This window comes from Paenibacillus azoreducens (assembly GCF_021654775.1).
In the GTDB taxonomy this organism is placed as follows: Bacteria; Bacillota; Bacilli; order Paenibacillales; family Paenibacillaceae; genus Paenibacillus_AQ; species Paenibacillus_AQ azoreducens.
On record NZ_AP025343.1, the window covers coordinates 6,623,090 to 6,649,080 of the forward strand.

General features: G+C 48.2%; 31 protein-coding genes, 2 tRNA genes and 3 rRNA genes. 3 read left to right on the plus strand and 33 right to left on the minus strand.

The features are described from left to right. Positions 1 to 21: 21 nt before the first annotated feature. The 7 genes from L6442_RS29725 to L6442_RS29755 all read right to left on the minus strand — a co-directional run bounded on the left by L6442_RS29725 (position 22) and on the right by L6442_RS29755 (position 6,561). Positions 22 to 2,950, minus strand: a 23S ribosomal RNA gene (locus L6442_RS29725). Positions 2,951 to 3,174: 224 nt separating this feature from the next. Then, positions 3,175 to 3,250, minus strand: a tRNA-Ala gene (locus L6442_RS29730). Between the two features lie 98 nt (positions 3,251 to 3,348). Continuing rightward, positions 3,349 to 3,425 (minus strand) — tRNA-Ile (locus L6442_RS29735). Between the two features lie 47 nt (positions 3,426 to 3,472). Then, positions 3,473 to 3,589: ribosomal RNA gene (rrf, locus tag L6442_RS29740) — 5S ribosomal RNA — on the minus strand. A 103-nt stretch (positions 3,590 to 3,692) separates the two neighbouring features. Then, positions 3,693 to 5,246 (minus strand): 16S ribosomal RNA (locus L6442_RS29745). The 16S, 23S and 5S rRNA genes sit together here with 2 tRNA genes alongside, the layout of an rRNA operon. 346 nt (positions 5,247 to 5,592) lie before the next feature. After that, on the minus strand, positions 5,593 to 5,823 hold the full coding sequence (locus L6442_RS29750; RefSeq protein ID WP_194234568.1) for a hypothetical protein: 231 nt from the start codon (positions 5,821 to 5,823) through the stop codon (positions 5,593 to 5,595). A gap of 129 nt (positions 5,824 to 5,952) precedes the next feature. Further along, positions 5,953 to 6,561: a stage II sporulation protein M gene (locus L6442_RS29755; protein WP_212980834.1), complete on the minus strand. Its 609-nt coding sequence runs from the start codon at positions 6,559 to 6,561 to the stop codon at positions 5,953 to 5,955. 246 nt (positions 6,562 to 6,807) lie between these two features. On the opposite strand from L6442_RS29755, the gene pdaB reads away from it, so the two are divergent. Further along, a complete protein-coding gene (gene pdaB / locus L6442_RS29760; RefSeq protein WP_212980833.1) occupies positions 6,808 to 7,614 on the plus strand; it encodes a polysaccharide deacetylase family sporulation protein PdaB in 807 nt (268 codons plus the stop codon). A 250-nt stretch (positions 7,615 to 7,864) separates the two neighbouring features. Here the strand turns inward: pdaB and L6442_RS29765 are convergent, their stop codons facing one another. Next, positions 7,865 to 8,455 carry a KinB-signaling pathway activation protein gene (locus L6442_RS29765; protein WP_212980832.1) on the minus strand — a complete coding sequence of 197 codons (591 nt, stop codon included), beginning with the start codon at positions 8,453 to 8,455 and terminating at the stop codon, positions 7,865 to 7,867. Between the two features lie 125 nt (positions 8,456 to 8,580). Here L6442_RS29765 and gerD point away from each other — a divergent pair, with 125 nt between their 5' ends. Next, the gene (gene gerD, locus L6442_RS29770) at positions 8,581 to 9,276 is read left to right on the plus strand and encodes a spore germination lipoprotein GerD (RefSeq protein ID WP_212980831.1); all 696 of its coding nucleotides are present in this window, start codon (positions 8,581 to 8,583) and stop codon (positions 9,274 to 9,276) included. A 128-nt stretch (positions 9,277 to 9,404) separates the two neighbouring features. Here gerD and L6442_RS29775 read toward each other — a convergent pair whose 3' ends face one another. The 5 genes from L6442_RS29775 to L6442_RS29800 all read right to left on the minus strand — a co-directional run bounded on the left by L6442_RS29775 (position 9,405) and on the right by L6442_RS29800 (position 14,461). Beyond that, on the minus strand, positions 9,405 to 10,502 hold the full coding sequence (locus L6442_RS29775; RefSeq protein WP_212980830.1) for an Mrp/NBP35 family ATP-binding protein: 1,098 nt from the start codon (positions 10,500 to 10,502) through the stop codon (positions 9,405 to 9,407). Between the two features lie 454 nt (positions 10,503 to 10,956). Beyond that, positions 10,957 to 11,730: an N-acetylmuramoyl-L-alanine amidase CwlD gene (cwlD, locus tag L6442_RS29785; RefSeq protein WP_212980829.1), complete on the minus strand. Its 774-nt coding sequence runs from the start codon at positions 11,728 to 11,730 to the stop codon at positions 10,957 to 10,959. 77 nt (positions 11,731 to 11,807) lie between these two features. Then, the gene (gene sat / locus L6442_RS29790) at positions 11,808 to 12,977 is read right to left on the minus strand and encodes a sulfate adenylyltransferase (RefSeq protein ID WP_212980828.1); all 1,170 of its coding nucleotides are present in this window, start codon (positions 12,975 to 12,977) and stop codon (positions 11,808 to 11,810) included. A gap of 25 nt (positions 12,978 to 13,002) precedes the next feature. Further along, entirely contained in the window at positions 13,003 to 13,695 is a 693-nt protein-coding gene (locus tag L6442_RS29795) for a phosphoadenylyl-sulfate reductase (protein WP_212980827.1), read from the minus strand. Positions 13,696 to 13,960: 265 nt separating this feature from the next. After that, positions 13,961 to 14,461: a spore coat protein gene (locus L6442_RS29800; protein ID WP_212980826.1), complete on the minus strand. Its 501-nt coding sequence runs from the start codon at positions 14,459 to 14,461 to the stop codon at positions 13,961 to 13,963. A 151-nt stretch (positions 14,462 to 14,612) separates the two neighbouring features. Here L6442_RS29800 and L6442_RS29805 point away from each other — a divergent pair, with 151 nt between their 5' ends. Further along, positions 14,613 to 14,954: a hypothetical protein gene (locus L6442_RS29805; protein WP_237100130.1), complete on the plus strand. Its 342-nt coding sequence runs from the start codon at positions 14,613 to 14,615 to the stop codon at positions 14,952 to 14,954. 176 nt (positions 14,955 to 15,130) lie between these two features. Here the strand turns inward: L6442_RS29805 and rpsI are convergent, their stop codons facing one another. From rpsI to L6442_RS29905, 20 genes are all read right to left on the minus strand, one after another. After that, positions 15,131 to 15,523 (minus strand): 30S ribosomal protein S9, encoded by a 393-nt coding sequence (rpsI, locus tag L6442_RS29810; RefSeq protein ID WP_194234558.1) that lies wholly within the window; start codon positions 15,521 to 15,523, stop codon positions 15,131 to 15,133. 20 nt (positions 15,524 to 15,543) lie between these two features. After that, on the minus strand, positions 15,544 to 15,981 hold the full coding sequence (gene rplM / locus L6442_RS29815; protein ID WP_194234557.1) for a 50S ribosomal protein L13: 438 nt from the start codon (positions 15,979 to 15,981) through the stop codon (positions 15,544 to 15,546). A gap of 173 nt (positions 15,982 to 16,154) precedes the next feature. Continuing rightward, entirely contained in the window at positions 16,155 to 16,940 is a 786-nt protein-coding gene (gene truA, locus L6442_RS29820; protein WP_212980825.1) for a tRNA pseudouridine(38-40) synthase TruA, read from the minus strand. A 242-nt stretch (positions 16,941 to 17,182) separates the two neighbouring features. Further along, positions 17,183 to 17,548: a 50S ribosomal protein L17 gene (gene rplQ, locus L6442_RS29825; RefSeq protein WP_194234555.1), complete on the minus strand. Its 366-nt coding sequence runs from the start codon at positions 17,546 to 17,548 to the stop codon at positions 17,183 to 17,185. Between the two features lie 33 nt (positions 17,549 to 17,581). After that, positions 17,582 to 18,526, minus strand: coding sequence for a DNA-directed RNA polymerase subunit alpha (locus L6442_RS29830; RefSeq protein ID WP_194234554.1), 945 nt, complete (start codon positions 18,524 to 18,526; stop codon positions 17,582 to 17,584). Between the two features lie 135 nt (positions 18,527 to 18,661). Then, a complete protein-coding gene (gene rpsK / locus L6442_RS29835; RefSeq protein WP_194234553.1) occupies positions 18,662 to 19,057 on the minus strand; it encodes a 30S ribosomal protein S11 in 396 nt (131 codons plus the stop codon). Positions 19,058 to 19,076: 19 nt separating this feature from the next. Further along, complete coding sequence (rpsM, locus tag L6442_RS29840) at positions 19,077 to 19,445, minus strand: 30S ribosomal protein S13 (protein WP_194234552.1); 369 nt, start codon at positions 19,443 to 19,445, stop codon at positions 19,077 to 19,079. Positions 19,446 to 19,466: 21 nt separating this feature from the next. Continuing rightward, on the minus strand, positions 19,467 to 19,580 hold the full coding sequence (gene rpmJ / locus L6442_RS29845) for a 50S ribosomal protein L36 (RefSeq protein ID WP_003322638.1): 114 nt from the start codon (positions 19,578 to 19,580) through the stop codon (positions 19,467 to 19,469). Between the two features lie 228 nt (positions 19,581 to 19,808). Next, entirely contained in the window at positions 19,809 to 20,024 is a 216-nt protein-coding gene (gene infA / locus L6442_RS29850) for a translation initiation factor IF-1 (RefSeq protein ID WP_006212898.1), read from the minus strand. Between the two features lie 2 nt (positions 20,025 to 20,026). Continuing rightward, on the minus strand, positions 20,027 to 20,341 hold the full coding sequence (locus L6442_RS29855) for a KOW domain-containing RNA-binding protein (RefSeq protein ID WP_194234551.1): 315 nt from the start codon (positions 20,339 to 20,341) through the stop codon (positions 20,027 to 20,029). Between the two features lie 3 nt (positions 20,342 to 20,344). Next, positions 20,345 to 21,097 (minus strand): type I methionyl aminopeptidase, encoded by a 753-nt coding sequence (gene map, locus L6442_RS29860; protein WP_212980824.1) that lies wholly within the window; start codon positions 21,095 to 21,097, stop codon positions 20,345 to 20,347. Between the two features lie 5 nt (positions 21,098 to 21,102). Further along, entirely contained in the window at positions 21,103 to 21,747 is a 645-nt protein-coding gene (locus L6442_RS29865) for an adenylate kinase (RefSeq protein ID WP_194234549.1), read from the minus strand. A gap of 90 nt (positions 21,748 to 21,837) precedes the next feature. Then, complete coding sequence (gene secY, locus L6442_RS29870; protein WP_212980823.1) at positions 21,838 to 23,136, minus strand: preprotein translocase subunit SecY; 1,299 nt, start codon at positions 23,134 to 23,136, stop codon at positions 21,838 to 21,840. Further along, positions 23,136 to 23,576 carry a 50S ribosomal protein L15 gene (gene rplO, locus L6442_RS29875; RefSeq protein WP_194234547.1) on the minus strand — a complete coding sequence of 147 codons (441 nt, stop codon included), beginning with the start codon at positions 23,574 to 23,576 and terminating at the stop codon, positions 23,136 to 23,138. The genes secY and rplO overlap by 1 nt, the downstream gene beginning before the upstream one ends. Positions 23,577 to 23,622: 46 nt before the next feature. Further along, positions 23,623 to 23,808 carry a 50S ribosomal protein L30 gene (rpmD, locus tag L6442_RS29880; protein ID WP_194234546.1) on the minus strand — a complete coding sequence of 62 codons (186 nt, stop codon included), beginning with the start codon at positions 23,806 to 23,808 and terminating at the stop codon, positions 23,623 to 23,625. Between the two features lie 12 nt (positions 23,809 to 23,820). Next, entirely contained in the window at positions 23,821 to 24,318 is a 498-nt protein-coding gene (gene rpsE, locus L6442_RS29885) for a 30S ribosomal protein S5 (protein ID WP_194234545.1), read from the minus strand. A gap of 26 nt (positions 24,319 to 24,344) precedes the next feature. Beyond that, complete coding sequence (gene rplR, locus L6442_RS29890; RefSeq protein ID WP_194234544.1) at positions 24,345 to 24,713, minus strand: 50S ribosomal protein L18; 369 nt, start codon at positions 24,711 to 24,713, stop codon at positions 24,345 to 24,347. Positions 24,714 to 24,796: 83 nt separating this feature from the next. Continuing rightward, entirely contained in the window at positions 24,797 to 25,339 is a 543-nt protein-coding gene (gene rplF / locus L6442_RS29895; RefSeq protein WP_194234543.1) for a 50S ribosomal protein L6, read from the minus strand. A gap of 30 nt (positions 25,340 to 25,369) precedes the next feature. After that, positions 25,370 to 25,768 carry a 30S ribosomal protein S8 gene (gene rpsH / locus L6442_RS29900; RefSeq protein ID WP_194234542.1) on the minus strand — a complete coding sequence of 133 codons (399 nt, stop codon included), beginning with the start codon at positions 25,766 to 25,768 and terminating at the stop codon, positions 25,370 to 25,372. A gap of 32 nt (positions 25,769 to 25,800) precedes the next feature. After that, entirely contained in the window at positions 25,801 to 25,986 is a 186-nt protein-coding gene (locus L6442_RS29905) for a type Z 30S ribosomal protein S14 (RefSeq protein WP_074961883.1), read from the minus strand. Between the last annotated feature and the right edge of the window lie 5 nt (positions 25,987 to 25,991).

Genomic DNA, 25,991 nt, shown 5'->3' on the forward strand with positions numbered 1-25,991 from the left:
GCTTCACTTTTTGGGGTAATTTAGGATAAGCCCTCGACCGATTAGTATTGGTCAGCTCCATGCATTGCTGCACTTCCACCTCCAACCTATCTACCTCGTCGTCTTCAAGGGGTCTTACTAGTTGGGAAATCTCATCTTGAGGGGGGCTTCACGCTTAGATGCTTTCAGCGCTTATCCCTTCCGTACGTAGCTACCCAGCCATGCTCCTGGCGGAACAACTGGTGCACCAGCGGTACGTCCATCCCGGTCCTCTCGTACTAAGGACAGCTCCTCTCAAATTTCCTACGCCCACGACAGATAGGGACCGAACTGTCTCACGACGTTCTGAACCCAGCTCGCGTACCGCTTTAATGGGCGAACAGCCCAACCCTTGGGACCTACTTCAGCCCCAGGATGCGATGAGCCGACATCGAGGTGCCAAACCTCCCCGTCGATGTGGACTCTTGGGGGAGATAAGCCTGTTATCCCCAGGGTAGCTTTTATCCGTTGAGCGATGGCCCTTCCATGCGGTACCACCGGATCACTAAGCCCGACTTTCGTCCCTGCTCGACTTGTAGGTCTCGCAGTCAAGCTCCCTTCTGCCTTTGCACTCTTCGAATGATTTCCAACCATTCTGAGGGAACCTTGGGGCGCCTCCGTTACTCTTTAGGAGGCGACCGCCCCAGTCAAACTGCCCACCTGACACTGTCCCCGCACCGGATTACGGTACCAGGTTAGAACCTAGATACGATCAGGGTGGTATCCCAACGGCGCCTCCACCTAAGCTGGCGCTCAGGCTTCTTAGGCTCCCACCTATCCTGTACAGATCGTACCCAAATCCAATATCAAGCTGCAGTAAAGCTCCATGGGGTCTTTCCGTCTTGTCGCGGGTAACCTGCATCTTCACAGGTATTAAAATTTCACCGGATCTCTCGTTGAGACAGCGCCCAAGTCGTTACGCCATTCGTGCGGGTCAGAATTTACCTGACAAGGAATTTCGCTACCTTAGGACCGTTATAGTTACGGCCGCCGTTTACTGGGGCTTCGGTTCACAGCTTCGGATTGCTCCTAACCGCTCCCCTTAACCTTCCAGCACCGGGCAGGCGTCAGCCCGTATACTTCGCCTTACGGCTTCGCACAGACCTGTGTTTTTGCTAAACAGTCGCTTGGGCCTTTTCACTGCGGCCCCCTCGTGCTATTCACACTACCGGGGCACCCCTTCTCCCGAAGTTACGGGGTCATTTTGCCGAGTTCCTTAACGAGAGTTCTTCCGCGCGCCTTAGAATTCTCTTCTCGCCTACCTGTGTCGGTTTGCGGTACGGGCACCTTCACCTGGCTAGAGGCTTTTCTTGGCAGTGTGAGATCATGACCTTCGGTACTGTAATTTTCCCTCCCCGTCACAGCCCAGCCTTATCGATGTGCGGATTTGCCTACACATCAGCCTCACTGCTTGGACGAGCATCCATCAGCTCGCGTCACTACCCTCCTGCGTCACCCCATCGCTCGTAGCGGTTTACGGTGGTACAGGAATTTCAACCTGTTGTCCTTCGACTACGCCTTTCGGCCTCGCCTTAGGTCCCGACTTACCCTGAGCGGACGAGCCTTCCTCAGGAAACCTTGGGCTTTCGGCGGATCAGATTCTCACTGATCTTTTCGTTACTCATACCGGCATTCTCACTTGTATACGCTCCAGCGCTCCTTACGGTACACCTTCAACGCTGTATACAACGCTCCCCTACCCCTGATACTTGCGTATCAAGCCATAGCTTCGGTGGTGTGTTTAGCCCCGTTACATTTTCGGCGCAGAGTCACTCGACCAGTGAGCTATTACGCACTCTTTAAATGGTGGCTGCTTCTAAGCCAACATCCTGGTTGTCTGTGCAACTCCACATCCTTTCCCACTTAACACACACTTGGGGACCTTAGCTGATGGTCTGGGCTGTTTCCCTTTTGACAATGGATCTTAGCACTCACTGTCTGACTCCCGGAACTAAGTCTATGGCATTCGGAGTTTGACTGAGCTTGGTAACCCTTGCGGGCCCCGCACCCAATCAGTGCTCTACCTCCACGACTCTTCTTTCCGAGGCTAGCCCTAAAGCTATTTCGGGGAGAACCAGCTATCTCCGAGTTCGATTGGAATTTCTCCGCTACCCCCACCTCATCCCCGAATTTTTCAACATTCGTGGGTTCGGGCCTCCAGTGCGTGTTACCGCACCTTCACCCTGGACAGGGGTAGATCACACGGTTTCGGGTCTACGTCCACGTACTATATCGCCCTATTCAGACTCGCTTTCGCTGCGGCTACGGCTTCTCACCTTAACCTTGCACGGGAACGTAACTCGCCGGTTCATTCTACAAAAGGCACGCCATCACCCATAGATCGGGCTCTGACTTCTTGTAAGCACACGGTTTCAGGTTCTATTTCACTCCCCTTCCGGGGTGCTTTTCACCTTTCCCTCACGGTACTGTTTCACTATCGGTCGCTAGGGAGTATTTAGCCTTACCAGATGGTCCTGGCAGATTCATACGGGGTTTCACGTGCCCCGCACTACTCGGGATCCGTCTCGGAGGGAACTGACTTTCGGCTACAGGGCTTTTACCTTCTATGCCGGGCCTTTCCAGACCTCTTCGCCTAACCAATTCCTTTGTAACTCCATGTGAGACGTCCCACAACCCCGGCCAGCAAGCTGACCGGTTTAGGCTAATCCGCGTTCGCTCGCCGCTACTGACGGAATCACTATTGTTTTCTCTTCCTCAGGGTACTTAGATGTTTCAGTTCCCCTGGTATGCCTCTTCACACCCTATGTATTCAGATGTGAGTGACTGGCTATTACACCAGCCGGGTTTCCCCATTCGGACATCCCCGGATCAAAGCTTGCTTACAGCTCCCCGAGGCAGTATCGTTGTTCGCCACGTCCTTCATCGGCTCCTAGCGCCTAGGCATCCTCCGTGTGCTCTTAGTAGCTTAACCATGTTCGCTCCGGTTTTGCGCTCATCGCTCTGTTGTTCGCTTGTTTCTCGATTGAATTAAATCAAGGTGGAAACAAGCTCGCAAAGGATCGCTGATCTCAAAACCTTCGCTGCTACTTTTTTTTACTTGGTCTTACAATGAAGACACAAGCAGCTAAAAGGATATTTCTAAAACGCAAATTCGTTTCGTTATCTAGTTTTCAAGGATCAAATGTAAATCATCATTGGTGGAGCCAAGCGGGATCGAACCGCTGACCTCCTGCTTGCAAGGCAGGCGCTCTCCCAGCTGAGCTATGGCCCCATATTTTGCCCCAAAAAGTAACGACAAGCTACGAAGTTTATCCCGATTACTTTCCGGAGACCCCGTATAAAGCAAGAAGTTTAGTTATGGGATTTATATGGTGGGCCCTAGTGGACTCGAACCACCGACCTCACCCTTATCAGGGGTGCGCTCTAACCAACTGAGCTAAGGGCCCATATTATTTTCTTGTGTACGCTCTTATGGTAACCCATAAGGGCATGCGCTTGGCAACGTCCTACTCTCCCAGGACCCTTCGGTCCAAGTACCATCGGCGCTGGAGGGCTTAACGGTCGTGTTCGGGATGGGTACGCGTGGAACCCCTCCGCCATCGCCACCAAACGCATTTTGAAAGAGGTTTGCTCTCTCAAAACTGAGCAACGAGTGAGATCGTTTTGCCTTACGGCATATTTGAATGTCTTCCTCAGAAGACGATTCTCCATAGAAAGGAGGTGATCCAGCCGCACCTTCCGATACGGCTACCTTGTTACGACTTCACCCCAATCATCTACCCCACCTTCGGCGGCTGGCTCCTTGCGGTTACCTCACCGACTTCGGGTGTTGTAAACTCTCGTGGTGTGACGGGCGGTGTGTACAAGACCCGGGAACGTATTCACCGCGGCATGCTGATCCGCGATTACTAGCAATTCCGACTTCATGCAGGCGAGTTGCAGCCTGCAATCCGAACTGAGACCAGCTTTGATAGGATTGGCTCCATCTCGCGACTTCGCTTCCCGTTGTACTGGCCATTGTAGTACGTGTGTAGCCCAGGTCATAAGGGGCATGATGATTTGACGTCATCCCCGCCTTCCTCCGGTTTGTCACCGGCAGTCATTCTAGAGTGCCCACCTTAAAGTGCTGGCAACTAAAATCAAGGGTTGCGCTCGTTGCGGGACTTAACCCAACATCTCACGACACGAGCTGACGACAACCATGCACCACCTGTCTCCTCTGTCCCGAAGGAAAGGTCTATCTCTAGACCGGTCAGAGGGATGTCAAGACCTGGTAAGGTTCTTCGCGTTGCTTCGAATTAAACCACATACTCCACTGCTTGTGCGGGTCCCCGTCAATTCCTTTGAGTTTCAGTCTTGCGACCGTACTCCCCAGGCGGAATGCTTAATGTGTTAACTTCGGCACCAAGGGTATCGAAACCCCTAACACCTAGCATTCATCGTTTACGGCGTGGACTACCAGGGTATCTAATCCTGTTTGCTCCCCACGCTTTCGCGCCTCAGCGTCAGTTACAGCCCAGAGAGTCGCCTTCGCCACTGGTGTTCCTCCACATCTCTACGCATTTCACCGCTACACGTGGAATTCCACTCTCCTCTTCTGCACTCAAGTCACCCAGTTTCCAGTGCGAACCAAGGTTGAGCCTTGGCCTTAAACACCAGACTTAAGCGACCGCCTGCGCGCGCTTTACGCCCAATAATTCCGGACAACGCTTGCCCCCTACGTATTACCGCGGCTGCTGGCACGTAGTTAGCCGGGGCTTTCTTCTCAGGTACCGTCACTCCGTTAGCAGTTACTCTAACGGTCGTTCTTCCCTGGCAACAGAGCTTTACGATCCGAAAACCTTCATCACTCACGCGGCGTTGCTCCGTCAGGCTTTCGCCCATTGCGGAAGATTCCCTACTGCTGCCTCCCGTAGGAGTCTGGGCCGTGTCTCAGTCCCAGTGTGGCCGTTCACCCTCTCAGGTCGGCTACGCATCGTCGCCTTGGTGAGCCGTTACCTCACCAACTAGCTAATGCGCCGCAGGCCCATCTGCAAGTGACAGATTGCTCCGTCTTTCATTACCGCTTCATGCAAAGCGATAAATTATCCGGTATTAGCTAACGTTTCCGCTAGTTATCCCAGTCTTGCAGGCAGGTTGCCTACGTGTTACTCACCCGTCCGCCGCTAACCATCAGAGGAGCAAGCTCCTCATCAAGTCCGCTCGACTTGCATGTATTAGGCACGCCGCCAGCGTTCGTCCTGAGCCAGGATCAAACTCTCCAAGAAAGTTTGTGACTCATTTTGAATCTGACGAGAAATTAATTCTCATTTGCTCGATCATCGATCCAGACAGTTGTCACGAACCCGATAATCTTGCGTTTTGGTTTCGTTACCGAAACCTTTATCTCACTCGTTGTTCAGTTTTCAAAGATCAAAATCTTTCGTTTTTTTCACCGCCGCATCTCAGCGGCGACTTTTATAATATATCATATTGCTCGATGCTTTGCAAGACTTTTTTTAAAAGTTTTTTCGGAGTTTTTCAACTCTTCAACATCTCACAGCTATCAGTTTCATAGAACCAAAACCGAAGCGAAAACTAATTTATCACAGAATATAGATGTCCGTCAAGCATTTAATGTTTGAATTGAGACAACTTACTGTTTCGTGCATATTTGGATAGTTCTTTTTGGGGTGCAAATCTCGCATACATACGGAATACGGTTTTATATCTTTTGGCAATCGCGTTTTTGACATCCTGATCCAATCGCTGATCACTCAAATCAAACAGCATTTCATCGAGTTCTTTGCGAAGCACATAATCCAATTCCTTGCATTCCTTATCATTAAAAAGCATACCCAGCATAATTGCCCGGCCTCCTTGTTTTTTCACAACATGTATTTTGGAATGTTCTCGATTCTACTGCCTTACTGTTATGCACAGTTTTTGGGAAAATTATGAATGTGATTTTTGATAAGTCCTTCCTGCAGATATTCATCCCTTCATTAAGGTAAAAGTTACTGTGCTTTCAATAATGGCAGCCACGAATAATAATATTACAATCCAGACCGAAGCGGTCACGGCTTTTCGAAACGCCTCCCTCCATCTCGCCCGCAATTCCCCCTTCCCGCTCCCGCCAAAACTGGAAAGAACCAAGAGTCCCATCTGAATGCCAAACGCGCTGGCGATAATTATAGCCGGTATCTCGATGATTCCATGAGGCAGCAATCCTTTGACAACCAGATCAAACAAACTTTCCCCATGATTGATCGAAGTATGTACAAGCAGTCCTACGACCATTCCATTCACCAACAGAAACAGCACCGGCAGAACCCCGATAAAAAGCCCCAAAAAAATCATGAGCACTGCTTTGATGCTGTTATTAAAGAAAATAAACACAAAAAAACTCCATTTCGGATGGGATGACAGGCTTAATTGATTACTGATTTCGCGTATACCGTTCATTTGCTGGTTGATCAATTCTGAAAGCGCACCGGTGCTGTACCATCCGACGGCGATGCCGAGAATAAATAAAAACGTAACGAATGCAAGTGTTTTGCGGATGGAACCTAAGTCTCTCAAAAAAGTTGAAGGATAAAACATATATAACCTCCTCTAGGGTAATAACTCGCTGGTACGAGCATACATTGAAGTAACCTGAATTTCGAAAGTCAAACCGCAAAAGCCTGTATTTCGCTTAAACCACGGTATTTTTCTTAAATAGTTACTTGCACCCTATGGGTGCAGTGAAAGTTCGGAAAACATCTTGATCCATCAGGTTTGGCATTTATCACCTCGAAAATCAGGGTAAACAAGCATAATCGAAGTGGGAAAGGGGCGACTATCGCAATGAATTCATTTTTTTATGTGCTGAACGGCCGCAAAATCAAACGAACCTTTTTTGTTCTGGCCGCGGCGCTGTTCGCGATCGGTATCATCTATGTAGAGTCAGACAACATTACGGTATTTTCTGAAGGGGCTCCCGAAGCCATTTACAGCGTTTCTACAGATAAGAAGGTGATCGCCCTGACATTTGATATCAGCTGGGGGGAAAAACGCGCCGAGCCGATCCTGAATGTCCTGAAAGACAAAGGCGTCGATAAAGCTACCTTCTTCCTCTCCTCTCCCTGGGGCAAAAGCCATCCGGATATCGTGAATAAAATCAAAACAGCCGGATTTGAGATCGGAAGCCATGGCCACAAACATGTCAATTACAGCAGCCTGAGCGACGAAGAAATCAAAACCCAGCTTCTTACAGCCAATTCTATATTAACCGATTTAACCGGAAAAGAACCACGTTTACTGCGTCTTCCAAATGGGGATTTTGATAAAAGAGTGCTGAAAATTGCCGACAGTCTAAACTACAAGGTTATTCAGTGGGATACCGACTCCCAGGACTGGAAAAATATCGGTGTCGAAAATATTGTAAATCGCGTTGTCACCAAAGCGCATCCAGGCGATATCGTCCTGCTTCATGCCAGCGATTCCTGCAAACAAACGCATGAAGCCCTGCCGGTCATCATTGACGAACTCCGCAAAAAAGGTTATGAGTTTGTTACTGTCTCCGATCTTTTGTCCCAAGCCGAAGCCAAAGGCCAGGAGGTCCATGACCAGGCTACGCTGCAGCAAGCGCTTGATGATGCCGCAGGGATGTAAGCCTTCAGAATATAAGAAAAACGTCTATCGACGTATTTTCATAGAAGACAGACCGCGCTTAGAGATAGTTTTTCTTGCGATTATAGAATTGTTCAGCGTAGCAAGAAAATTTATAAATTCTATAATCTTAAAAAACGTCTATCGACGTCCCTCAAGGAAGAAGGACCGCATTTGGCGGAAGTTTTTCTTGGATTATCAAGCCCCGCTTAAAACTTTAATTCATTTTCAAAGAAAAAGAGCTAAGTTTTCCTTAGCTCTTTTTTGGTTTTAGCAGCTTATGAAGTATTAAAATTTGGTATGCATTGCATGCGAGTAAAGGAACCACAATAAAAACAGTGGCATTGTTTACATTGATCTGCAGTCCCCCCACCATTTCTACGATCGTAACGGCCGTCATAAAAAAGATGGTTGGCACCCAAGCGGTAGCGTTGGTGGCTTTCGCTTTAAAATAAGCAACAATAATGGCTATGATCAAAATACCGCTGCCTAAAAGAATATCTGCGGTCTGACTGTGCTCTCTGCCTACGAACGAACGGAAGAACATGACTTCCAGCAGCGCAAGTACGGCAAGAACAAGCTGTATGTACTGCCAAACTTTTCTCGAAAAAACGCCGGTTGCCGTATAATTCAGGATCATATAAGCAAAAAAACCCAGCTGTGAATATACGCTTGTCATTGCTCCAAAACCGAATAAGATAAGCATATAAAACAATACATCGCTTACATCTTTAAATGATATGGACTCTCTGCTGAACGGCAGCACAAACCCGGTGATAATGGAGACAATGGCTCCTACAAGCAAGGTTTTAAAAAATAATTTGGACCAGTTTTTCAAGTTCAAATCGCCTGCACCCCCAAATGTTTATTTTACCAACGTTCACATTAAAAAACCATTCCCGTAAACGACATATTTCGAATTTTACTTTCGCATACTATATGCAGGATTACAATAAAGGAGTGACGCTCATGAAATGGACGGTTCCAGGCATATGGGGAATCATACTCGGAATATCTACCGTACTTTCAGGCTGCGGATCCGAACAGAGCTATGCACCGCCTCAGACCGATTATAAAGAGATGAAAACTATGGTCGTCGACATCCTGAAAAGCGATGAAGGCAAAAAGGCGGTCGAGGACGCGTTAAAACAGAGCGGAGGCGGCTCATCAGGCGGTCCGGGCATGCAAATGATGACCGCTCAGGCAACAGATCAAATCCGCAGCGCCGTTAAGGATACCATTACTTCCCCGGAATATAAAAAAGAATTTGAAAAAATCATGACCGATCCCCAGTTTGCCGGAGATTTCGCCAAAGCGATCAGTACCCAGAACAAGCAGCTGCACATGCAGCTTATCAAGGATCCGTCATATCAAAAAGCGGTTTCGGATATTATGAAATCCCCTGAAGTCATGAAGATGTTTCTTGACCTGACCAAAACGCCGGAATACCGTAAGCAATCCATGACCGTTATGCAGGAAGCCATGCAAAACCCGATGTTCAAAATCGAAGTGATGTCCCTTCTGAAAAATGTGGTGACCCAAGAGCTTCAGCCTAAAGTCGAAAAAGGCGGCGAAGGCGGCAAAAAGAAAGAAGGCGGCGGCGGGAAAGGCAAAGGCAAGGAAGGTGGCGGCGGCGGGGGTGATGGCGGTGGCGGCGGGTCCTGATCAGGTGAACCTCGAGCTATTTCACAAGGTAATCGCCATTCAATGCATCCACCACCTTCCGCTATAGAGCAGGAGCGGTACAACAAAGAAAAAAGCCCCTTTCGGGGCTTTTTTCTTTGTGAATACGTTTACGATTCACATTTGGCAATAATGCTGGCTGCCAGTTCATTATAGATCTGGCCGCTTGTCGTTTCGGATTTGTATACCGATGGCGAGAAATCCGGTTCCGAAATATGATTGTCTGGGGCGCCGAGCGGAAGCTGTGCCAGAAGTTCCGTATGCAGGGTTTCAGCCAACTGTCCGCCGCCGCCGCGGCCAAACACGAAATCTTTTTCGCCGCAGTGGGAACATTCATAATAAGCCATATTTTCAACCACGCCCAGAATCTCGTGCTGTGTCTGAATAGCCATTGCACCCGCACGGGCTGCGACAAAAGCGGCCGTCGCGTGCGGAGTCGTAACGATAATCTCCTTGCTTTGCGGCAGCATTTGATGCACATCCAGCGCAATGTCGCCGGTTCCCGGAGGAAGATCAAGCAGCAAGTAGTCCAGCTCGCCCCAATTCACATCGCCAAAAAATTGATGAAGCATTTTGCCGAGCATCGGTCCACGCCACACCACCGGATTGTTTTCACGGATAAAAAAGCCCATGGACATGACCTTAACGCCAAAACGCTCCACCGGTACAATCGATCCGTCCACGACGACAGGACCTTCCTCAATCCCCATCATATCCGGTACGCTAAATCCATAGATGTCCGCATCGATAAGCCCCACCTTTTTCCCCTGACGTGCAAGGGCGGCAGCCAAATTGACGGTAACGGTCGATTTACCGACCCCACCTTTCCCGCTCGCAACCGCGATAAAATGAACATCGGGATCATTCAGCAGTTCATTTTTCTCAAGCCCGGCGGCATGTCCTTTCACAAGCTTATCCTGGTCCGTTTGGGCCTCAGAGTTGCCCAAGATTTTACTGCGCTCATGCTCGTTGGCTTCGCGCATGCGGATATGGATCTCTTCCGCCCCGGCAGCCTGCAGACGTTCCCGGATTTCTTTTTCCAGCGCTTGTCCGTAGCCTTCACGATTGTCCAGCGTAATCACGGAAAGCGATATTTTGTTTCCTTTAACGACGATATCTCTTATCATTTGCAGTTCAATCATGCTTCTGCCGGTGGCAGTGTCCCCAATGGGATGCAGCAGTTCCTGAACTTGCTCACGCGATAACATGATGGCAGCACCTTCTCTTTATATATTGGCATCCGTTCACGGATAAGCCTTCTAGAGGTTGTTCAAAAAGTCCGCTTTTGATAAGAAAACCAATCGAGGCTCAATCAAGGATGAAAGGGCCGCGATTCAACGGTAGGTTTTCTTGCGATATAGAATTTCATCAGCGTAGCTAGATAACGAATAAATTCTATATCTAACACGAAGCGAATCTTGAATTCAGCCGGCCTAAGCAGATGCTTACGAAGTATGTTTCCTCCGGAAACATTTCAGGTGCTCACGCACCCACTACAAGCAGACGCCTTCGAAGTCGTTTTCTACGAAAACGTTTAGCTTCGCTCCTCAGTCCCTATCTTCATTCAACTGAAGCGTTTTGAAAAAACGCACATCGTAAGCATAAGCCTCGGTACTGAAAACCAGCCTTTTTGAACACGCACTTCTAGTAGGTATTATACCATCAACGCCCATTTTCTGAAGACAAATTCACCTTTTCCCCGGATAAATAACGCAGCACTCCCTTGTAAACGGCTGCAGCCACCTTCCTCTGGTAATTCTCGTCCCTTAGCAGCTGCGATTCCTGCGGATTGGAAAGGAACCCGACCTCCACCAGCGACGCGGGCATTTTCAAAGCTTGCAGCAGGTACACGGTATTTGTCGTTTTAGCGACTCGGTCCGTATTTTCGAGATTCCGTTTAATTTCGTCCTGAATCAGCACAGCAAGCGTTTGATTGTCGGGATGGCCAGGATAATAAAAGGTTTGCGCCCCGCTCCAGCGGCTGGACGGAAAACTGTTCAAATGAATGCTCAGAAACAGATCGACCTTGGTATCCTCGATCTTCTTCGCCCGCCGCTTCAAATCTTCAGTTTTGCGCTTGGAATATCCCTTGGTCTCGGCTTCGGCCAGGTCGTAGTCGCCTTCGCGGGTCATATAAACAAACGCCCCTGCTTGCTGCAAATAATCGCGCAGATACAGCGTAATCGCTAGATTCACATCCTTTTCGACCACTCCCTGCTTGCTTACAGCTCCGCCATCAGGTCCGCCATGACCGGCGTCCAGCGCAATCACTTTGCCTGAGAGCGGAAGGCTCCAGTGCTCGATCGTGTCTACAGCAGGCACTTTAAACATAACTATGGCGATAAATACAACGAGCAAGCATATGCCGATGAGCAGCTTTTTGACGGAACTTAGCCGAATCCACAGCACCTGCTTGCCAGGCCCCTGCTTGGACATCAAAAATCCACCTCCGTTCCCATATCGACTCTACTCATCTATATGGGAGAAGGTGGACAAATAGTACTTTAAGTACTTTAAGGCGTAACTTGCGCTCTCATTCCGGCTATAAGCACCTCAGCCACCTCCGGCCGGGTAAATTCCGGCGGCGGACACTGGCCGTCCCGCAGCAACCCGCGCACTTTGGTGCCGGAAAGGGTCAAATGCTCCTCTTTGGGATGCGGGCAGGTTTTGCTGGAGGCCATGTTTCCGCATTTCTTGCAGAAAAAGCTGTGTTCGAAAAACAGCGGTGTAATGCCAAGCTCCTCCGGCTTGAAACCGGAAAAGATCTCCTGCGCTTCATAAGTGCCATAGTAATCGCCAACCCCGGCATGATCTCTGCCAACGATGAAATGAGTGCATCCATAATTTTTACGTACAATGGCATGGAAAATGGCCTCTCTCGGGCCTGCATACCGCATAGCTGCAGGAAACACGCCCAGGAAGGTGCGATCTTCAGGATAATAGTTTTTCAGGAGCACCAGATAGCTTTTCATCCGAACATCGGCCGGCACATCATCGGATTTGGTCTCCCCGACAAGCGGATTCAAAAAAAGGCCATCCACGATCTCCATGGCACTTTTCTGAATATACTCATGGGCACGATGTACGGGATTGCGGGTTTGGAAGCCAACCACCGTTTTCCAGCCCTTTCGATGGAATAGTTCTCTTATCGCCGCCGGATCAAAATAAAATTCGCCAAATCTTTCCGGCTTAGGCCGGTTCATAATCTTAATGCTGCCGCCAACGCAGATCGGAGAACGCTCAAACAGCTTTTTCACGCCAGGATGCTCGGGATCATCGGTTTTGAACACCTTCCGCGCTTCGTCTCCCTGATCCGTTTCAAAGACACTCTCAACGGTCAAAATCGCATATATAATGCCGTCCTCTGCGCCCGTTAAAGCTACTTGTTCTCCGACGTTCAAACCTCGGGCAGTCTTTTCGTCCACCGATAATGTAACCGGCAGGCTCCATACCGTTCCATCGGCCAACCGCATAGAGTTTACGACACAGCGGTAATCCGCTTCGTTCATGAATCCCTCAAGCGGAGAAAAGGCACCGCTGCCAATCAAGTCGAGATCGGAAACCGTCCAGCTATTGATCCGGATCTGTTTGATTAGAGAGGCGGTATGCAGAAGCTCTTCCCGCTCCCTTCCTTCTGCAATCCGGTTGATAAGCTTGCCGCCATGCGGAAGAATCGCTGTCATGACTGTTACCTCCTTTCCATATCGATTATTGGTGAAGTCCGCATTCCGTCTTATCGCTTCCGGCCCAGCGTCCCGCCCGCGGATCTTCTCCCGGCTGAACGGGACGTGTACAGTGCTCGCAGCCGATGCTTGGATAATTCAGGTCATGAAGGGGATTGTAAAACACCTGGTTTTTCCGGATATAATTCCAGACGTCATCTGAAGTCCAATCCGCAAGCGGATTAAATTTTACAAGTCCGAACTTGTGGTCATATTCAACCTTCTTAGTATTTGCGCGCGTCGGGGCCTGATCTCTGCGAATGCCCGTTATCCAGGCATCATACTGTGAAAGAATGCGCGTCAGCGGTTCAACCTTGCGGATATTGCAGCATCCATTCGGATCGTTTTTCCAAAGTCCATCTCCATGCAAGGCTGCCTGCTCTTCCGGGGTCAATTTGGGGGATACTCTGACGAACTCGATTCCGTATTTGGACTCCAGCCTGTCTTTGGTTTCATAGGTTTCTTTAAAATGAAAATCCGTATCCAGATAAAAAATATCGGTTGAAGGGCTTACTTTTTGCAAAATATCAACCAAAACCACATCTTCGGCTCCAAAGCTGCAGGCAAACGTGAGGTTAGGAAATGTTTGAACGGCAACACGGATCAATTCCTCGACCGAAGCGTGCTCCAATTCAACCGCTTGAACCTCAATCCATTTTTCTTTTTCAAGCAAATTCATCGCGAATGTCTCTCCCCTTTCAAATCATGAACATGAATTAAATTAGTAAATACCAAGTGGTTTAATATGATTTAAATCCAGTATAAAGCAATTGATTTGGTTGTCAATCCTATAAAAGGAATTTAGGACCAAAACAACCCCACAAAGTGACGCATGACCTTCGAAGCTTATTCCGATTTACTTTGCGGGGACCCCGGAAGTTTATACTTTCTGATATGTCAAAAAAAGGGCCCCTCGAAATCGAAAGGTCCCTTCATGAATACAGTTAGAATTCCAATGCTCTCTTTGCGTTTCTCTTGTCGTCCTCAAGCATCCGATGCAGGTCGTATGGATGGTAAAAGCCACATTCCATCATATAGTTAAAGACTTGCGCATGGAATTTGATGGCGTTGTTGAGATGCTTCACAAATGTATCCCTCAACTGCGGAGTCGCCGTTTCCGTGATGGCATCGGCATATCTCATTATGTTGTTTTTGGCAAACTCGAGTAAATGACCTGCATAAAAGGCCGTCATATCCTCATGCTCTCCTTTGCCTTTTTGGTTCCTGGCTTCCATTGGAGCGAGTGAATAAAAGTGAAGCAGGTCCCGCAGATTCGATTCGGTACACCGGATCGCTTCCTCATACAATGCGTGCAGCTTTGGGTCGCATACCTCATGAATATGTTTTTTAAGAGCAATCAGATTATTGGACTGCGAAGCGGTAAGCTCATGCAATTTCAGCGTTTCATGCCATGCCAGATGCTTATGCTGTACATTTGGATGCAATTTAAGATCCCTCCGTTTCAGTGATACTACAACATATGATGAATTCGCCCAGTAGGCACATTGTCTCACTCCAAAAGAATAATTTTTTGCCCATTAAAGGAACAATACATAAGGGATCAAACAACACATCAAATCAGAGGAGGATTTTTCAGTGAACACATTCCAATCCAACCAAATTTCCCAAGTGGTACAGCAACTGATTCAACAAACTCAGCAAGCATCCCAGCAATATCAACAACTGTTAAGACAAGAAGAAAGCAATGCCATGCAGCTTGAGCAGCTGGCTCAACGCGAGCGCCATGCCGTTCAAGTGATCCAAAACGCTTTGCAAGGTCACCAAACCGCTATTCAGCAACTGCAGCAAATTTCGAGTATGGCCCATCAAATGGAGAGCACTACTCAATCCTACTCGGCGTATGGACAGCAGTCTAACCAAACGACAGGGAACTACCAAGGTTATCAAGGATATCAAGGCGGATACCAACGCCAATAGGATGAAGTTGGAATCAACGGAAGTTGGTTCTACGGAAGATACGCTTTGCACTTTGCAAAATTAAAGGCATAAAATACAAAAAAGAGCTGCATTTGCAGTTCTTTTTTGATAAGTAAAACAACAACAGCCCCCGGCCATAAAGGCCAGAGGCTGTGATCCTTGGTTGCAAGGAGATATTAACGTTTCGAGAACTGAGGCGCGCGACGAGCCGCTTTGAGACCGTATTTTTTACGTTCTTTCATACGTGGGTCACGAGTCAGGAATCCAGCCTTTTTCAGAGCTGGACGGAAGTCTGGGTCAGCTTTGAGCAGTGCACGGGAAATACCGTGACGGATAGCTCCTGCTTGACCGGAGATACCACCACCATGAGCAATAACGAGCACGTCGTATTGTCCCAGTGTTTCAGTCAGGTTCAGTGGTTGTTTAACGATCAGTTTGAGGGTTTCCAAACCGAAATATTCATTGATGTCGCGTTTATTGATGACAATGCGTCCTTCACCCGGTACAAGGCGAACACGTGCTACCGAATGTTTACGACGACCTGTCCCATAGTATTGTACTTGTGCCATGAAACTTGTCCTCCTTTTAATTATCCGCGAAGTTCGTAAACTTCAGGTTTTTGTGCTGCATGTGGATGTTCGGTGCCTGCATAGACTTTAAGTCTCAGCTTCATTTTTTCGCCCATACGGGTTTTAGGAAGCATGCCGTGAACAGCAGATTCCAATACACGTTCAGGTTTGCTGTTCAGCAGGTCTTGAGCGTTCGTCACTTTCAAACCGCCTGGATGCATAGAGTGACGATAGTATTTTTTGTTTTGCAGTTTTTTACCTGTCAAATGGATCTTCTCGGCATTGATGATGACAACGAAATCGCCGCCGTCAACATGAGGTGTAAATTGTGGCTTGTGTTTGCCGCGAATCAAAGCAGCTGCTTCGCTTGCCAAACGACCAAGCGTTTTGCCTTCGGCATCAATGATATGCCAATTGCGCTCAACTTCATTTGGCTTCGCCATATAGGTGGTACGCATGAATAGTTCCTCCTTGGTTTCATCCGAAAATCATTTATCTTCGTTCTTTGTCGTTAAAAGAAATCATTTGTAAATGTTAGGTTTGCCATTTTCTTATTTGGGGGCTGTGGGAGAGCCATAAGAAAACACAACTTTTATTTTACAGGAAAGGTAGTTAAATCGCAAGCCGAAATTTAATATTTTGCATCAAAATTCTCATACTCCACATTCCATAACATGAGTCCCTTCGATTCGGCCGTCGGCCCTGCTTTCATCCGGTCTTTCGCCTCAAGAATCGTAGCGATGTCTTCAGGTTTTTTGCGGCCTTTGCCCACTTCCAGCAGCGTGCCCACAATAATGCGGACCATATGCTGCAAAAAGCCGTTCCCGGTGATGTAGATATGGATCAAGCCCTGATCCCGGGTTCCCGGGCGGCACATGGATTGATCCCTATCGATATGGGCATCATATACAGTGCGGATATGAGATGGCTTGGTAGAGTGGCGGGACGCAAAGGATGTGAAGTCATGCGTGCCGATCAGATGCCTGAGCCCTTCAGCCATCGCCTCGACGTTCAGCTTGCCGTAATGATGGAGCTCCGTGTTTCTCCGGAACAGATCCGGATATTGATTGGCATTGATCGTATAGCGGTACGTCTTGCGTTTGGCCGATCGTCGCGAATGGAAATCAAGCGGAACATCCCTGGCTTCGGTGACCATGATGTCTTTCGGCAGCCTGGAGTTGAGCGCCAGGCCCCAGCGTTCCGCCGGAATCTGCGATTCGGTGTGAAAATGAAAGACTTGCCCCACAGCATGGACACCGGCATCGGTGCGCCCTGAGGCATGAATTTTCACTTTCTCTCCCGTCAGCATTTCAATGGCTTTCTCCAAATAATCCTGAATGGCATTGCCATCCGGCTGAGTCTGAAAACCGCTGTAATTCGTACCGTCATAGCTGACTATCATACATATATTGCGCATTCCCATAAACCTCCTGAATCCAATGCCGGTTTGCTCCTATTCCGCCTGCTTCACGAAACATAAAACGGCTCCGCCGTCATTCACGGCGAAGCCGTTCCAAGGTAAAGCCATAGGAACACGAAACGAAGCCTGTTACCCGGATAAGACATTCATCTTATTTCCGTGCACAGGCCCCGGACGTGAAAAAAAGGGTTTGATCAGAATCATACGATTCCTTCCCCCCTTTCCCCATCCTCACCTGTTTACGCGCGGTCAACCAGTTCGAGATAAACCATAGGCGCGGAATCACCGCGGCGAGGTCCGAGCTTCAGAATACGAGTGTATCCGCCTGGACGCTCAGCGTAACGGGTAGCCAGTTCGCTAAACAATTTTTGGATTGCATCTTGCTCTCCATCAATGGTTTCACGGCGAACGAATGCTGCCACTTGACGGCGAGCATGAAGGTCACCCTTCTTCGCTTTCGTGATCAGCTTTTCAGCGATGGAACGAACTTCTTTCGCTTTCGCTTCCGTCGTTTGAATGCGCTCATATAAGAACAGGTCGGTTACCAGGTCACGAAACAAAGCTTTACGTGCGCTGGAATCGCGGCCCAACTTTTGGTATGCCATGTTTTCCCCTCCTTCGCTAACGAATCTAAGATGCTATTCTTCTGTACGAAGCCCTAATCCGAGTTCCTCGAGCTTTTCTTGAACTTCCTCCAAAGACTTGCGGCCCAAGTTGCGGACTTTCATCATGTCTTCTTCGGTTTTCGTCGTCAGCTCTTGTACCGTATTGATGCCGGCACGTTTGAGGCAATTGTAGGAACGAACAGAGAGATCCAGCTCTTCGATCGTCATTTCAAGCACTTTTTCTTTTTTGTCTTCTTCTTTTTCGACCATGATTTCCGCATCTTTCGCTTCGTCGGTCAAACCAACGAACAGCATCAAATGCTCGGTCAAAATTTTGGCGCCGAGGCTAACAGCCTCTTCTGGACGAATGCTTCCATCGGTCCATACTTCAAGCGTCAATTTGTCGTAGTTGGTCACTTGACCAACCCGCGTATTCTCCACGCCATAGTTGACGCGGCTAATCGGGGTATAGATAGAATCGACCGGGATGACGCCAATCGGTTGATCATCACGTTTATTCTTATCTGCTTGGACATAGCCACGACCGCGGTTAGCAAAAATACGCATGTGAAGTCTCGACCCCGGACCCATCGTAGCAATATGGAGGTCAGGGTTGAGGATTTCAACATCGCTGTCCGCCCGGATGTCTCCTGCCGTCACAACACCTTCGCCTTCAGCATCAATCTCGAGGACTTTCTCCTCATCGGAATGAATTTTAAGCGAAAGAGCCTTCAGGTTCAGAATAATTTCCGTCACGTCTTCCATTACACCCGGAACCGTAGAGAACTCGTGCAGCACGCCATCAATTTGTACGGATGTTACGGCTGCGCCCGGCAGCGAGGAAAGCAGGATCCGACGAAGGGAATTCCCCAAAGTCGTTCCATATCCACGCTCAAGCGGTTCTACAACAAACTTGCCATAAGCTCCGTCTTCGCTGACGTCAACGGTCTCAATTTTCGGCTTTTCGATTTCAATCACGCAAGTACCCCTCCTTCAAGCGTCGCTCCTATTTGAAACTTTTACCTTACCCTTGTGCGATCATGTAGTATGCCTAAACAACCATTATTAGCAGATTGTGCCGGAAATATACCACATTTTTCAGGTTTGCTTCAATTAGACACGACGACGTTTAGGTGGGCGGCAACCGTTATGTGGAACTGGAGTTACGTCTTTGATCAGGTTGACTTCCAGACCTGCAGCTTGCAATGCGCGGATCGCTGCTTCACGGCCTGCACCTGGACCTTTAACCATAACTTCTACCGATTTCATACCATGTTCCATTGCAGCTTTAGCCGCGGATTCAGCAGCCATTTGCGCTGCGAACGGAGTCGACTTACGGGAACCTTTGAATCCAAGGCCGCCGGAGCTTGCCCAGGAAATCGCGTTTCCATGAGGATCCGTAATTGTTACGATGGTATTATTGAAAGTGGAACGAATATGAGCCACTCCGGATTCAATATTTTTGCGGTCACGACGTTTAGTACGTACGACTTTTTTCGGTTTAGCCATTGTCTTTTATCCCCCCTTCTTATTTCTTCTTGTTCGCTACAGTACGACGAGGGCCTTTCCGTGTACGAGCATTCGTTTTAGTACGTTGTCCACGAACCGGCAGACCGCGGCGATGACGAACCCCACGATAGCAGCCGATCTCAACGAGACGTTTAATATTCAAAGAAATCTCACGACGCAGGTCACCTTCAACCTTAACCGTTCTGTCGATCGATTCACGCAATTTGCTGACTTCATCTTCCGTCAAATCACGAACACGAGTGTCCGGATTGATGCCTGTTGTGCTCAGAATTTTCTGGGAAGTCGTTTTACCGATTCCGAAAATATAAGTCAAGGCGATCTCAACGCGTTTGTCACGTGGCAAATCCACACCAGCTATACGAGCCATTTTACGCTACACCCCCTTCTATTAACCTTGTTTTTGTTTGTGCTTCGGATTTTCACAGATAACCATTACAGTCCCTTTGCGGCGAATGACTTTGCATTTTTCGCAAATGGGCTTTACAGAAGGTCTTACCTTCATGTTAATTACCTCCCTCAAGTTTTGCAAAAAACAAAACTCGCTTCGTAAGGATTGATTAAAGTCTTGCTCTCGCAAAACTTAGTTCCGAATTTACCTCCATCATGAAGGAAGCAAATTCATATATAAGGATCAACCGGACTTTACAAGTGTAAACCCGCGATCAAACACTTTCAAGTGCCCTATAGGATCATAACATCCCGGACGTCCTATGAAAAGAAACGGTAAAAATTACTTACGGTACGTTATACGGCCTTTGGTTAAATCATAAGGCGATAACTGCACGACCACTTTGTCGCCTGTCAGAATACGGATAAAGTGCATCCGTAGCTTACCGGAAACATGAGCAAGAATTTGATGACCGTTCTCAAGCTCAACTTTGAACGTTGCATTCGGCAGCGGTTCAATAACCGTACCTTCCACTTCAATTACATCTTCTTTGGCCACAGTTAGTCTCCTTTCTCTTCAGCATGGGTTTCGGTGGACTTCATAAACTTCGCCACTGCAAAACGCAGTTTTCCGTTTGTGACCCGACCGCTTTCATTTAAACTGTTTGCGACCTCGCTGCTAATGAAGGACTGGGGTTGCAGATGAAGAACATTCTTTTTCTTCCTCTGATCAAACTTTCGTCTGTGCCCATCCGCAATATACACGAACCTGCTGTCCTCAATGGATACGACCACGGCCACCTGTCCGGCATTTTTGCCTTTCAGGATTTTCACAATCTGGCCGATTTGCAGGGTGCTTTGATTGCTCAATAACATCACCTACATATCCAGTTTTGTGAGAATTTCATGTCCGCCGTCAGTAACGGCAACCGTATGCTCGAAGTGAGCGCACATGGATCCGTCGACCGTAACGACCGTCCAGTTGTCTTCCAGCGTTTTGACATAACGCGAGCCGGCATTTACCATCGGTTCAATCGCCAGCACCATGCCGGGTTTGAGCCGTGGGCCCCGGTCCGGAACGCCATAGTTCGGAATTTCGGGTTCTTCATGCAGTTCTGCCCCAACTCCGTGTCCGACATACTCCCGAACAACAGAGAATCCGGCGTCTTCAATGACGCACTGGATGGCATGCGAGATCGTGAACAGGCGCACATCAGGTTTGACAAGCTCCAAGCCTGCATACAAAGATGCTTCGGTTACGTCCAGCAGACGCTGGGTTTCAGCCGAAATTTTGCCTACAGGATAGGTCCAAGCGGAGTCTCCATGATAACCACGGTACTGCGCACCGATGTCTAGCGTAATAATGTCGCCTTCGTTTAATTTGCGTTTGCCGGGAAATCCATGTACCAATTGATCATTGACTGAAGCGCAAATGCTGGCAGGAAAACCATTGTAGCCCTTAAAAGACGGCAGTGCTTTCTGACTGCGAATGTAGTGATCGGCAATAGCGTCCAGTTCCCCGGTCGTAATACCCGGTTCAATGTGTTTTGCCATGAGACGATGCGTTTCCGCCACAATTCGCCCTGCTTCCCGCATAAAGCCGAGTTCCGTTTCGGACTTACAAATGATCATTACGACTAACCTCGCAGCACCGATACGATTTCTTTCGATACCGTACCGATTTCTTGATCACCATCGATCTGACGCAAAAGACCTTTGTTCTCATAAAATGCTAGGAGCGGTGCTGTTTTGTTGATATATTCGTCCAGACGGGTACCTACGCTCTCTTCGTTGTCATCCGAGCGCTGATACAACTCGCCGCCGCATTTATCACATACACCTTCCTGTTTTGGCGGATTAAAGATCACATGGTAAGTAGCTCCGCAGCTTTTACAAATCCGGCGGCCCGTCAGGCGTGCCATCAATTTGTCGCGGTCGACCTTGAGGTTGACGACATGATCGAGCTGGGTATTCAGTCTGCTAAGAATTTCATCCAGCGCTTCCGCTTGCGAAAGAGTTCTTGGAAAACCATCCAATAAAAAACCTTTTTCGCAATCGGACTGCTGCAGACGTTCTTCCACAATGCCGATCGTTACGTCATCCGGTACCAGAAGTCCTTGATCCATGTATTCTTTAGCTTTAATCCCAATGGGAGTTCCCTGTTTAATCGCCAAACGAAATGCATCGCCGGTGGAAATATGGGGAATGCCGAATTCATTGACAATGACTTCCGCCTGTGTTCCTTTTCCTGCCCCAGGAGGGCCCATGAATAGTATGTTCACGTTTTTCTCTCCCTCCGTCTTGCCTCTTTACAAGAAACAACGCAATAAGTTGCCGGGAAGCTTAAAAGCCACTTCACCGGAACCTATTACTTATTTATTGATAAAACCTTTATAGTGGCGTTTGATCAACTGACTTTCGATGGTCTTCATCGTATCAAGTGCCACCCCGATGACGATCAGGAACGAAGTGCCTCCGATTTTAACTGCGCTTGGCAAGTGAGCCAGCGTACCAAAACCGATCGGCAAGATAGAAATAACAGCCAGGAAAAGTGCTCCGGTCATGGTAAGCCGGGACATTACACGGGTCAGATATTTCTCGGTAGCTTTACCTGGACGAATGCCAGGGATATAGCCGCCGTTCTTCTTCATGTTCTCAGCCATTTGGTTCGGGTTCATCTGCACGAAGGTGTAGAAGAACGTAAAACCAATGATCATCAGGATATACAATACCATACCGAGAGGGTAGTCATATCTCAAGTTGTTCATAATCCATTTAGCCCACTCATGATTAGACCAGAATCCCGCGATAATGGTAGGGAATTGCAGCAGGGATACGGCGAAGATAACCGGAATAACGCCAGCCGCATTGATTTTCAGCGGAATATGCGTATTCTGTCCACCATACATCTTGTTGCCGACCACACGTTTGGCGTATTGTACAGGAATTTTACGAATCGCCTGTTGGATGTAAATCACACCGACAATAATCGCTACAATCACAAGCAAGACGATTAGTGTTTTCAGCGTATTCATAAAAGTCTGACCTTCTTGAATAAACTCGGATTGAGCCGAAGAACGGATATAACCCGGAATATTGGCAACGATCCCGGAGAAAATCAGCAGGGAAATCCCGTTTCCGATTCCTTTTTCCGTCAGCTGCTCACCTAGCCACATCAAGAATGAGGTACCTGCTGTCAGCACGATGGCAATCAGCAGATAATCTGCAAAGGTCGCATTAGGAATCATTTCGGCCGAGTACATCCGGTTAAAACCGATAGATGTTGCAAATGCCTGGATGATAGCCAATGCTACCGTAAGGTACCGCGTCAATTGCGCGGATTTCTTTTTCCCGTGCTCCCCTTGTTTTGCCCACTCGGCCAGCTTCGGGATAACGTCCATCGAAAGCAATTGCACGATAATGGACGCGGTAATATACGGCACGATCCCGAGGGCGAAGATCGAGAACTGATGCAGCGCACCGCCCGAGAACGTGTTTAAGAGACCAAACAATTCTGCGCCTTGCTGATTCGTCTGTTCCAAGACCGCCTTATTGACGCCAGGAACAGGAACGAATGAACCGATACGGTAAATGATCAGCACAAACAAGGTGAACAAAATTCTTTTACGAAGGTCCTCAACCCGCCATATATTCTTTAGGGTCTTAAACATTAGATCACCTCGGTTTTACCGCCGGCAGCCTCGATCTTCTCTACCGCAGATTGAGAGAACTTGTTTGCTTTTACAGTCAACTTCACGGTTACTTCACCGTTGCCAAGAATTTTGATGCCGCTTTTCGTGTTTTTCACTACGCCGCTCTCCACCAAAAATTCAGGAGTAACTTCTGTGCCCTCTGCAAAGCTGTTCAGTTCCTCGATGTTAACAATCGCATACTCTTTCCGGGTAGGATTTACAAAACCACGTTTTGGCAAACGACGATACAGTGGGTTCTGTCCGCCTTCGAATCCAGGACGCACACCGCCGCCGGAACGAGCGTTTTGCCCTTTGTGACCGCGACCGGATGTTTTACCCGTACCGCTACTTGTACCGCGACCTACACGCTTGCGGTCTTTGCGGGAACCAGCAGCTGAAGTAAGTTCATGTAACTTCATCGTTCGTTGCACCTCCTTAATATTTGTAGGTTAATTCTAAAGCAGATTAACCTTCGATTTCTTTAACGGATACCAGATGGCTCACTTTGTTGACCATGCCGCGAATCGCGGGATTGTCGTTGTGCACCACGCTGGAATTAAGTTTACGCAAGCCGAGAGTTTTTACAGTCGTACGTTGATTTTCAGGACGACCGATCACACTGCGGACGAGGGTAATTTGAAGTTTAGCCATGACATTCCCTCCTTACCCGAGCAGCTCTTCGACAGATTTGCCACGAAGTTTGGCAACCTCTTCAACACGCTTCAGACGGGACAAACCTTCCAAAGTCGCGTTGACCATATTCATGGAGTTCGAAGTACCCAAAGATTTTGTCAAGATGTCACCTACACCAGCCAGTTCGAGTACCGCACGAACAGGACCGCCAGCGATTACTCCAGTACCTTCGGAAGCTGGTTTCAACAGAACGCGACCAGCACCAAAGTGGCCAGTTACCAGGTGAGGAATGGTTGTTCCTACGATCGGAACGTGGATCAGATTTTTCTTAGCATCTTCGATGCCTTTGCGGATCGCGTCAGGTACTTCGCCGGCTTTACCGATACCCGCACCAACCCAGCCTTTGCCGTCGCCGACAACAACCAGAGCGCTGAAGCTGAAACGGCGTCCGCCTTTTACAACTTTAGCTACGCGGTTAATATTTACAACTCTTTCAGACAGTTCTAAAGTGTTCGGATCTACACGCAAGTCGTTAACCTCCTTTTTAGAAATTCTTAGAATTCCAAGCCTGCTTCGCGTGCTGCTTCAGCCAGGGCTTGAATCCGTCCATGATACAGGTAACCGCCACGGTCGAATACTACCGCTGTGTGACCTTTTTCTTTCGCGCGTTTAGCAACCAGTTCGCCAACTTGACGAGCTGCTTCTACGCTGCCGCCGTTTTTAACGGAACCGCTCAGTTCTTTATCCACAGTGGATGCGGAAACGATGGTTACGCCTGCTACGTCGTCGATCAGTTGAGCATAGATATGTTTAGAAGAACGGAATACGTTCAGACGTGGACGAGCTGCAGTACCTTGGATTTTCTTGCGTACACGCAGATGACGTCTGACACGTGCTTTGTTCTTATCCTGTTTAGTAATCATGACTTCCCTTTCACTCCTTTCAGTTTGCCATTACAGCTTCACTTTAAGACGCACAGGGTAAAAAACTGATAAGTTTAGAAAACTTATTTCTTCTTACCAGCTTTACCTTCCTTACGGATGATGCGTTCGCCTTCATATTTGATACCTTTGCCTTTGTATGGCTCAGGTTCGCGAACGGAACGGATTTGGGCAGCGTATGCACCTACGCGCTCTTTATCGATCCCTTTTACGATGATTTTCGTATTTGAAGGCACTTCGAATTCGATGCCTGGTTCTGGAGTGATTTCAACCGGATGAGAGTAACCTACGTTCAGGACGATCTTATCTCCGGATTTGTTTGCACGATATCCGACCCCAACCAATTCCAGAGATTTGGAGAATCCTTCGGTTACGCCGCTTACCATGTTGTTGACAACGCTGCGGGTCGTGCCGTGAAGGGAACGATGCAGTTTGTTTTCAGATGGGCGTTCAACGACGATTTCGTTGTTCTCAACCGTTACTTTCATATCTTTGTGAAGTTCACGAGTCAAAGAGCCTTTAGGGCCTTTAACGGTGATTACGCTATTGTTCAGTGTGACATCCACACCGCTAGGTACTGCGATTGGTTTGCGACCAATACGGGACATGTGTTGCACCTCCTTGTTCTGTGACGTGTATTACCAAACGTAGCAGACAACTTCTCCGCCAGCTTTGGATTGACGAGCTTCCTTGTCAGTCATAATCCCCTTGGAAGTGGAGATAATCGCGATTCCGAGACCGCCGAGTACACGAGGAATTTCGTTGCTCTTCGTGTATACGCGCAGACCTGGTTTACTGATTCTCTTCAGACCGGAGATAACGCGTTCGTTGTTAGGGCCGTATTTCAGGAAAACACGGATAATCCCTTGTTTATTGTCATCGATATATTCTGCATCACGGATGAAACCTTCACGCTTCAGGATCTCAGCAATTTGCTTTTTCATCGTCGAAGCAGGCATTTCTACTGTTTCGTGACGCACAGTGTTAGCGTTACGAATACGAGTAAGCATATCTGCAATTGGATCAGACATAGTCATGTGTGTGAACCTCCTTCCCGGTTATAAACTACTTACCAACTTGCTTTTTTCACGCCAGGAATCTGGCCTTTATAAGCTAATTCACGGAAACAAATTCTGCAAATTTTGAATTTTTGCAGTACCGAATGTGGACGACCACAACGTTCGCAACGTGTGTAAGCACGAACTTTATACTTAGGCGTACGTTGTTGTTTTACTTTCATCGAAGTTTTTGCCACTTAGC

Bases quoted from the DNA above. Each gene is read 5' to 3' on its own strand.
- L6442_RS29750 (WP_194234568.1), bottom strand. From the start codon at position 5,823: ATGCTGGGTATGCTTTTTAATGATAAGGAATGCAAGGAATTGGATTAT.
- L6442_RS29755 (WP_212980834.1), bottom strand. From the start codon at position 6,561: ATGTTTTATCCTTCAACTTTTTTGAGAGACTTAGGTTCCATCCGCAAA.
- pdaB (WP_212980833.1), top strand. From the start codon at position 6,808: ATGAATTCATTTTTTTATGTGCTGAACGGCCGCAAAATCAAACGAACC.
- gerD (WP_212980831.1), top strand. From the start codon at position 8,581: ATGAAATGGACGGTTCCAGGCATATGGGGAATCATACTCGGAATATCT.
- L6442_RS29775 (WP_212980830.1), bottom strand. From the start codon at position 10,502: ATGTTATCGCGTGAGCAAGTTCAGGAACTGCTGCATCCCATTGGGGAC.
- cwlD (WP_212980829.1), bottom strand. From the start codon at position 11,730: ATGTCCAAGCAGGGGCCTGGCAAGCAGGTGCTGTGGATTCGGCTAAGT.
- sat (WP_212980828.1), bottom strand. From the start codon at position 12,977: ATGACAGCGATTCTTCCGCATGGCGGCAAGCTTATCAACCGGATTGCA.
- L6442_RS29795 (WP_212980827.1), bottom strand. From the start codon at position 13,695: ATGAATTTGCTTGAAAAAGAAAAATGGATTGAGGTTCAAGCGGTTGAA.
- rpsI (WP_194234558.1), bottom strand. From the start codon at position 15,523: ATGGCACAAGTACAATACTATGGGACAGGTCGTCGTAAACATTCGGTA.
- rplM (WP_194234557.1), bottom strand. From the start codon at position 15,981: ATGCGTACCACCTATATGGCGAAGCCAAATGAAGTTGAGCGCAATTGG.
- truA (WP_212980825.1), bottom strand. From the start codon at position 16,940: ATGCGCAATATATGTATGATAGTCAGCTATGACGGTACGAATTACAGC.
- rplQ (WP_194234555.1), bottom strand. From the start codon at position 17,548: ATGGCATACCAAAAGTTGGGCCGCGATTCCAGCGCACGTAAAGCTTTG.
- rpsK (WP_194234553.1), bottom strand. From the start codon at position 19,057: ATGGCTAAACCGAAAAAAGTCGTACGTACTAAACGTCGTGACCGCAAA.
- rpsM (WP_194234552.1), bottom strand. From the start codon at position 19,445: ATGGCTCGTATAGCTGGTGTGGATTTGCCACGTGACAAACGCGTTGAG.
- rpmJ (WP_003322638.1), bottom strand. From the start codon at position 19,580: ATGAAGGTAAGACCTTCTGTAAAGCCCATTTGCGAAAAATGCAAAGTC.
- L6442_RS29855 (WP_194234551.1), bottom strand. From the start codon at position 20,341: ATGTTATTGAGCAATCAAAGCACCCTGCAAATCGGCCAGATTGTGAAA.
- map (WP_212980824.1), bottom strand. From the start codon at position 21,097: ATGATCATTTGTAAGTCCGAAACGGAACTCGGCTTTATGCGGGAAGCA.
- secY (WP_212980823.1), bottom strand. From the start codon at position 23,136: ATGTTTAAGACCCTAAAGAATATATGGCGGGTTGAGGACCTTCGTAAA.
- rplO (WP_194234547.1), bottom strand. From the start codon at position 23,576: ATGAAGTTACATGAACTTACTTCAGCTGCTGGTTCCCGCAAAGACCGC.
- rpmD (WP_194234546.1), bottom strand. From the start codon at position 23,808: ATGGCTAAACTTCAAATTACCCTCGTCCGCAGTGTGATCGGTCGTCCT.
- rplR (WP_194234544.1), bottom strand. From the start codon at position 24,713: ATGATTACTAAACAGGATAAGAACAAAGCACGTGTCAGACGTCATCTG.
- rplF (WP_194234543.1), bottom strand. From the start codon at position 25,339: ATGTCCCGTATTGGTCGCAAACCAATCGCAGTACCTAGCGGTGTGGAT.
- rpsH (WP_194234542.1), bottom strand. From the start codon at position 25,768: ATGACTATGTCTGATCCAATTGCAGATATGCTTACTCGTATTCGTAAC.